At 66.1% G+C, this 4,424-nt stretch carries 4 protein-coding genes; all 4 read right to left on the reverse strand.

Features of this window, described 5'->3' with window-relative positions; translation table 11 throughout:
• On the reverse strand, positions 1-422 hold a 422-nt coding region (tsaE, locus tag VNW74_RS19070; protein ID WP_325679619.1), incomplete at its 3' end, for a tRNA (adenosine(37)-N6)-threonylcarbamoyltransferase complex ATPase subunit type 1 TsaE.
• Positions 415-1,539 (reverse strand): alpha/beta hydrolase, encoded by a 1,125-nt coding sequence (locus tag VNW74_RS19075; RefSeq protein ID WP_325679621.1) that lies wholly within the window; start codon positions 1,537-1,539, stop codon positions 415-417. The genes tsaE and VNW74_RS19075, both read right to left, overlap by 8 nt.
• A complete protein-coding gene (gene alr, locus VNW74_RS19080; RefSeq protein WP_325679623.1) occupies positions 1,536-2,696 on the reverse strand; it encodes an alanine racemase in 1,161 nt (386 codons plus the stop codon). Before alr ends, VNW74_RS19075 begins: the two co-directional genes overlap by 4 nt.
• Positions 2,697-2,953: 257 nt before the next feature.
• On the reverse strand, positions 2,954-4,339 hold the full coding sequence (locus VNW74_RS19085) for a glutamate decarboxylase (RefSeq protein ID WP_325679625.1): 1,386 nt from the start codon (positions 4,337-4,339) through the stop codon (positions 2,954-2,956).
• Positions 4,340-4,424 lie beyond the last annotated feature (85 nt).

Here is a 4,424-nt window from a genome sequence, read left to right on the forward strand (position 1 = left end):
CTGATGCGCTCGAGGCGAACGTCCAGGTGCCGATCGGACAGCCGTTCGGCAAGGCCCTCGCCCCACTCCACCACGACGACGGCATCGTCGAGTTCGGTGTCGAGATCTAATGATTCGAGCTCGTCGAGCAGGTCGGCGCCGGTGTGATCCAGCAACCGGTAGACGTCCACATGGATCATCGCCGGCGTGCCGGCGCATCGTGCGGGATGCACCCGCGCGAGCACAAACGTCGGCGACGTGACCGGCCCGTCGACATCCATCGCCGCGGCGATCCCCTTGGCCAGCACCGTCTTTCCAGCACCAAGTGGCCCGGAGAGCACCACCACGTCGCCGGCGCGCAGCTGGCCGCCAAGGCGTGAGCCGAGCGCGACAGTGTCTTCCACACGCGGCAACGTCGCCACGCCGGACCGACCGTCAGTCACGGCGCAGGATCCGCTCGCGCCACCGCTGACTCAGCGTGGCGAATCTGCCCGGTGTCGACCGCTTGACCAGCCGCACCAACCCGTCGTTGATCGGATCAGGCTTGGACAGCAACAACAAATGGCCTGACCTGGCCACGATGACCAACTCGGATTCCGGCAGCGCGTCAGCCATTTTCGTCGAGTATTCGGCGGGGGTGACCAGGTCGTGATCGCCGCAGACGACCAGTGTCGGGATCTTCGCCAGGGTAGGCAGCGCGGTCGTTTCGTCGTGGACTTCCAACGCGTGCGAGAACTCGACCATGGTCGGGATCGGGGTGTCCAGCATCATCTTCTCGGAGAACGCCACGACGCTCGGGCTGACATTCCAGTCGGCGTAGGACGCTGCTCGCAGGATCGGCCCGATCACCGAGCGGCCCACGTTGCGGCCGCGTTGAACCAGCTTGGGCGCCGACCGCGCGGCTCGCCGAACAGCTTCCAACGCAGGATTATTCAGGATTTCGCCCAACGGTGACTTCGTCACCCCTTCGGCCGCAGACGAAATCAACGCGGCTCCGACGATGCGGTTGCCGTAGTGGTGGGGGAACTGACGGGCGTGCGACAAGACCGTCATCCCGCCCATGGAATGGCCCACCACCACGATCGGGCCACGTGGCGCGATCACCTGCAGCACCGTCTCTAAGTCCATACCCAGCTGGGTCACCGTGTAGGTTTCCGGCGGAGCGTCGCCGGATCGGCCGTGGCCGCGCTGGTCGTAGAAGATCATTCGGACCTGCGGACCCCACTCCTCGGAGAGCCGGATGCGCTGAAAGTGGAAGGCGCCCATGCGAAGACAGAATCCGTGCGCGAACACCACGGTCAGCGGTGCGTCAGCGGGACCGACCTCACGCACCGCCAGCGGCACCCCGTCGGGGGTTGTCACCACATAGCTCCGGTCGCCGTCCAGCGTCTCGAAATTCTCGTGGAGGTAAGGGTCTTCGATTACCGCACGCCGAGTCATCGAGCGGGCCACCGTAATCCCAGCGATGGTGCCTACCGCGCTCAGGCCCGCGGCACCTGCCAGCCACCGTGCCAGCCCCGCCCTGTCCACGTGGGACCCGTCGTTGTTTGCACCGCTCAACGATGTCCGGCCTCGCGGTAGGTTCTGGTGATCCGTCCCCGTGGGCTGGTCACCACTTCGTAATGGATGGTGCCGAGCAGATCGGCCCAGTCCTGTGCGGTCGGCTCACCCCGCGCGCCCGATCCGAACAGGATCGCCTCGTCGCCTTCGGTCACATCGACATTTCCCGGACCAAGGTCGACCACGAACTGGTCCATGCAGATCCGCCCAACGCCGGGGCGCCGCCTGCCGTTGATCAGCACGTCCAACCGCCCACCCAACGCCCGGAACACACCGTCCGCGTAGCCGATCGGTAGCAGCCCGACGGTGGTGTCACGCTCAGCGATCCAGGTGTGGCCATACGACACGCCCTCACCGGCGCGAATCGGCTTCACCAGTGCAACAGCACATTTCACTGTCATCGCCGGTACCAAACCCATGTCGCCGAGGGCGGGTACGGGACTCAGGCCGTAGACCGCGACGCCGGGCCGCACCATGTCGAAAGCAAGGTCGGGACGTGACATCGTGGCCGACGAATTCGCGAGATGGGCCAGCTCGAAGCGCAGTCCCTGGTTGCGCGCCTGCTGTGCCATCTCGGTAAACCGTTGTGCCTGAACGTTATTGATCGGATTGTCCGGTTCGTCGGCGTACACCATGTGCGACATCAGCCCCCGCAGCCGAACGGCGTCCTCCGCGACGGCTTGACGCAGCGCGGTCAGCATCGACGGGTAGTCGCCCGCGGCGACGCCGTTGCGGTTCAGCCCGGTATCCACCTTCACGGTCACCGCGGCCGTGCGTCCGGTGCGCCGAACGGCGTCCACCAGCTCATCGAGCTGACGAACCGATGACACCGCGATCTCCACATCGGCCAGCACGGCGGGTCCGAAGTCGATGCCGGGCCGATGCAGCCAGGCCAGCACCGGCGCGGTGATGCCGTCGGCCCGCAGCGCCAGCGCCTCGTCGACGGTGGCGACACCGAGTTCGGCGGCGCCGGCGGCCAACGCGGTCCGGGCGACCTGGGTGGCGCCGTGGCCATAGCCGTCGGCCTTGACGACAGCCATCACCTGGGCGCCGCCCGCGTGCTCGCGCAGCACCCGCACGTTGCGTCCAATCGCACCCAGGTCCACGACGGCCTCAGCGAGGACACCCGGCGTCAGGGATATCGGCGTAACGGCCACGGTCGCAATTGTCCCAGAAGGTCGAGGCTGGTTGATTCTAGAGGCGCACCGCCAGTCAATTTCGTCGCACTAGTCACAGCAGTCCCTGTGCCGGCGGACACACAATGTGCCCACCTTCGAGCGACAAATCACCAGAGCGCCGAGGTGACCGACCCGGAGCCCGCGCGTTGTCGCTCGAAGGCGGGCACAACGGGCATCGCATCTTTCCCGACAGGGGCGGATGTGGCGGATGTGAAATCGGGATTGGAGCCCGCCGGCTAGTGCGCGAAGTGTTCGGCTGTGTAGTGGCCGCTGGGCTTGAGCTTGTCCAGGCTGGCCAGTGCGGTGCGAGCGTCGTCGTGCAGCGCCCTGGCCAGGTCGGCTGACAGGCCTTCGCGCACCACGATGCGCAGCACGGAGATGTCGGTGGCGTTGTCGGGCATGGTGTAGGCCGGTACCTGCCAGCCGAAGCCGCGCAGCTCGTGGGATACGTCGAACTCGGTGTAGCCCAGCCCGCGGGCCAGCCGGAAGGCGACGACGGGGATCGCCGACCCGTCAGAGATCACCTCGCAGTGGTCGGCTTCGTGCAGCTGCTGGCCCAGCCATCGGGCGGTCTGCGACAAACTCTGCATGACCTGGGTGTAGCCCTCCCGGCCCAGCCGCAAGAAGTTGTAATACTGACCGATCACCTGGTTGCCTGCGCGGGAGAAGTTCAGCGTGAACGTCGGCATGTCCCCGCCCAGGTAGTTGACCCGGAAGATCAGATCTTCAGGCAGGTACTCCTTGCTACGCCACACCACGAACCCGATGCCGGGGTAGGTCAGCCCGTATTTGTGGCCGCTGACGTTGATCGACACCACCCGGGGCAGCCGGAAGTCCCACTTCAGTTCCGGGTGCAGGAACGGCACCACGAAGCCCCCGCTGGCCGCGTCGACGTGCACCGGAACGTCCACACCCCCATTGGCGGCCAGTTTGTCCAGCGCCGCGCAGATCTCAGCGACCGGTTCGAGTTCGCCCGTGTAGGTGGTGCCCACGATCGCCACCACGCCGATGGTGTTCTCGTCGACGGCGTCGATGACCTGCTCCGGAGTGATGACGTAGCGGCCCTCCTCCATCGGCAGATAGCGTGGCTCGACATCGAAGTAGCGGCAGAACTTCTCCCAGACCACCTGGACGTTGGAGCCCATCACCAGATTGGGGGTGCGGCCCTCCCAGCCTTTACCCACCTTTTCGCGCCAGCGCCATTTGAGCGCCAGGCCACCGAGCATCACGGCCTCGCTGGAACCGATGGTGGACGCCCCGCAGGCGCTGGACGGGTCGTCGTCGCGCAGGTGATCGGCGTGGAACAGGTCCGCGACCATGCATACGCAGCGCTGCTCGATCGCCGCGGTCAACGGATATTCGTCCTTGTCGATCATGTTCTTGTCGAACGTCTCGGCCATCAGCCTGTCCGCCTGTGGGTCCATCCAGGTGGTGACGAAGGTGGCCAGGTTCAGCCGCGAGCTGCCGTCGAGCATCAGCTCGTCGTGGATGAAGCGGTACGCGGCCTCGGGATCCATCGACTCCTCGGGCAGCCGCAATGCCGGCACTGGTGTGGTGAACATGCGGCCCGTGTAGGCGGGCGCGATCGAGTGTGCGGGGACGGACGCTCGACTGGTGGTCATAACTGATCCTTTCAGTTGACGGCTAGAGCGCGGCTAAAGCGGATCGGATGTGGCCGACGATGCGGGACGCCGACGTCGGCGCATA

This window comes from Mycobacterium sp., assembly GCF_035570115.1.
Lineage (GTDB): Bacteria > Actinomycetota > Actinomycetes > Mycobacteriales > Mycobacteriaceae > Mycobacterium.

Coding starts and splice junctions, on each gene's coding strand:
- VNW74_RS19085 (WP_325679625.1), bottom strand. CDS start 4,339: ATGACCACCAGTCGAGCGTCCGTCCCCGCACACTCGATCGCGCCCGCC.